Origin of the sequence: Anaerovibrio sp. (assembly GCF_045637405.1) — a bacterium.
Taxonomy (GTDB): domain Bacteria; phylum Bacillota; class Negativicutes; order Selenomonadales; family Selenomonadaceae; genus Anaerovibrio.
Map to the genome: position 1 here is coordinate 1 of NZ_JAZTZI010000029.1, position 2,633 is coordinate 2,633.

Sequence of the window (2,633 nt, forward strand, 5' to 3'; positions counted from 1 at the left end):
AACAACGACAGGAACAGGCATGGCAAATCGCCTCTAAAGAAAGATGAAACACCAAAGGAAACTACCCGCACAGTTAGTACAACAGATCCAGACAGTGGACTTTTCGTAAAAGGTGAACATGAGCGTTGTATGGCCTATGTATAGCAAAAGTATTATTAGACAGAACTGGAATAAAGGGAATAGATGGGTTTCATACAATTCATAATTATATTGATATCAATGAAATGATTCTTCGTAAAGGTGCCATTGCAGCCCATAAAGGGGAACAGGTGCTTATTCCACTTAATATGTGTGATGGAAGTGTATTGGCTGTTGGTAAAGGGAATCCTGATTGGAACTATTCTGCGCCTCATGGTGCTGGAAGAATAATGTCAAGAATGCAGGCTAAGGCACAGTTGTCTCTGGATGAATACAAACAGTCAATGGTTGGGATTTATACAACGTCCATAAGCCAGTCCACCCTGGATGAAGCTCCAATGGCATATAAGTCACTAAATGATATAGTGGATGTCATTGGTGATACGGTGGAGATAATTGATGTAATGAAACCAGTTTATAACTTCAAGGCAGCGGAGTGAAATTATTTCAAGCATAATCTCAACGGGTTTGAATTATCAAATCCGTTGAGGTTTTGCAGGATTTGTGGGAAAGAAATAGAAGTGTCTAAAGGAAGGGATTATTACATTTCCTAAATGTCGCTTCCCAAGCGACTAAAGTGAAATTATTAATTGGTATAATTCTGGTATAGAATATGTTACGTTGTATTTCATACTGGAGGATACCAGTTTTACTGATGGAGCAAGAAAGTTAGCTAAAGACAATGGTGTAAAACTTATAGCAAGGGAAGAGATGAAAGAGATGTTGCGTGATACCCCGGTGCCTAACACGTATTAAATGATGGCATTTATAAAAAATATAAAAGCACAAAAAAGATGGCTGTAATAGCCGTCAAAACAAGTCAGAATGTGTACCAGTGCGCGCAGCTGTGAGGATAAGGTTGCTTACGGAATTGGCTGGTTGTTACTAAGTCAAGCATTTGAGTCCTCCGTGTCTATATCTGTTATATGCTCGGTATGGTATAATAATATAAGTTAAGTTGGATGGGGGTGATTGTATGTGGAAATTGGTCAGTAAAAATTTTTTGAATGCCAGGCATATTTTTCCTACCAAGCAAAAACATGTGGCGGATATGGTTGAAGTGTGTCGACATGATCCCAATGTAAAAAAAGCTATCGTTTTTGGCAGTAGTGTAACATCCGCATGCAATCCCTGGAGTGATATAGATATTTATTTTGAGCTTGATGAACAGAAGCCAAAACTTCCTACTTATCCATCTCAGACCGTCGTGTGGGATAAATGGACGAATTTTTCTGTATCGCCGGAATTATTGTCTGAGATACAGGAAAAAGGGGTGACAGTGTATGAGCGATGATACTTTATTGGATATTGCCAAAAGTAATCTTGAGTCTGCGAAGTTATTATATCGTTATAAGACTGATGATGAAATAAGACTTAATACGGTAGGTTTTCTTCTTCAGCAGGCCATAGAGCTTGCATTAAAACATCATTTGGAACTGAACGGTGTTGACTATCCAAGAACTCATGATATAGACAGCCTTTTAGCGCTGTGCGCAGAAGGAGAATTTGAAGAATTGGAACCTTGGGCTGAAACCATTACGTCTATGGAGAGTAAGACCAGATATATCAAAAATTATCGTTTGGCAGTCCGCAAGGTGGACCAGATAATGAAATTGGCGGATGACCTATTTCAAAAGATTGAAAAAATCCATGCAAAGGATAATGAAGAACGGGAAGAATAATGATAGATATGTGATAAAGGTGAGTTTATAGTATTTTATTGGCTGGTAGCTTATGTTGCCAGCCTTTATTTTAAAAGAGGTTCATTATGACAGATAAAATTGAAATGAAAATAATAGGCCGGATAAGGACGGATTTTCCTACAAAATTTGGTATTCCCCGGCAAAGTGGGGTGGTGAAGGAGCTAAAGGGGAGGATTGTGTTTGAGCCAGAATATAGAAGTGCAGAAGCTGTAAGGGGAATAGAAGGATTTTCGCATTTGTGGCTTATTTGGCAGTTTTCGGAGAATGTACGTGAGGGGTGGTCGCCGACAGTGCGACCGCCTATTTTAGGTGGCAATACCCGTGTAGGAGTGTTTGCTACCCGCTCGCCATTTCGTCCAAATTCCATTGGTCTTTCCAGCGTGAAGCTGGAAAAGGTGGAGCTGAACACCTCAGAGGGGCCGGTGCTGACGGTGAGTGGGGCGGATTTGATGGATGGTACCCCGATTCTTGATATAAAGCCTTATATTCCCTATGCTGACAGTCATCCCGAGGCTACAGAGGGATTTCGCAGCGGCGGGTGGAACCGAATGCTGGAAGTGGATATTCCGCCAAAGTTACTGGAGAAGGTGCCTGTAGAGCAGCGCGAAGCCCTGCTGGGGGTTCTGCAAAATGACCCTCGTCCGTCTTATCATCATGATCCAGAGCGGGTTTATGGTTTTCCCTTTGGCAAAATGGAAATTAAATTTTCTGTAAATGATAAAAAGTTAAAAGTAATACATGTAATTTAAGGGATACAGGTCATATATAGGTCATATTGAAATATTATAATCT

General features: G+C 40.4%; 4 protein-coding genes. All 4 read left to right on the forward strand.

Annotation, left to right across the window (positions count from 1 at the left end):
• The first annotated feature begins 125 nt into the window (after positions 1 to 125).
• Entirely contained in the window at positions 126 to 578 is a 453-nt protein-coding gene (locus ACKI5G_RS02350; protein ID WP_407397285.1) for an RtcB family protein, read from the forward strand.
• 536 nt (positions 579 to 1,114) lie between these two features.
• Positions 1,115 to 1,432, forward strand: coding sequence for a nucleotidyltransferase domain-containing protein (locus ACKI5G_RS02355; RefSeq protein WP_407397287.1), 318 nt, complete (start codon positions 1,115 to 1,117; stop codon positions 1,430 to 1,432).
• Entirely contained in the window at positions 1,422 to 1,820 is a 399-nt protein-coding gene (locus ACKI5G_RS02360; protein ID WP_407397289.1) for a HEPN domain-containing protein, read from the forward strand. The genes ACKI5G_RS02355 and ACKI5G_RS02360 overlap by 11 nt, the downstream gene beginning before the upstream one ends.
• 86 nt (positions 1,821 to 1,906) lie before the next feature.
• The gene (tsaA, locus tag ACKI5G_RS02365) at positions 1,907 to 2,590 is read left to right on the forward strand and encodes a tRNA (N6-threonylcarbamoyladenosine(37)-N6)-methyltransferase TrmO (RefSeq protein ID WP_407397291.1); all 684 of its coding nucleotides are present in this window, start codon (positions 1,907 to 1,909) and stop codon (positions 2,588 to 2,590) included.
• The last annotated feature ends 43 nt before the right edge of the window (positions 2,591 to 2,633 follow it).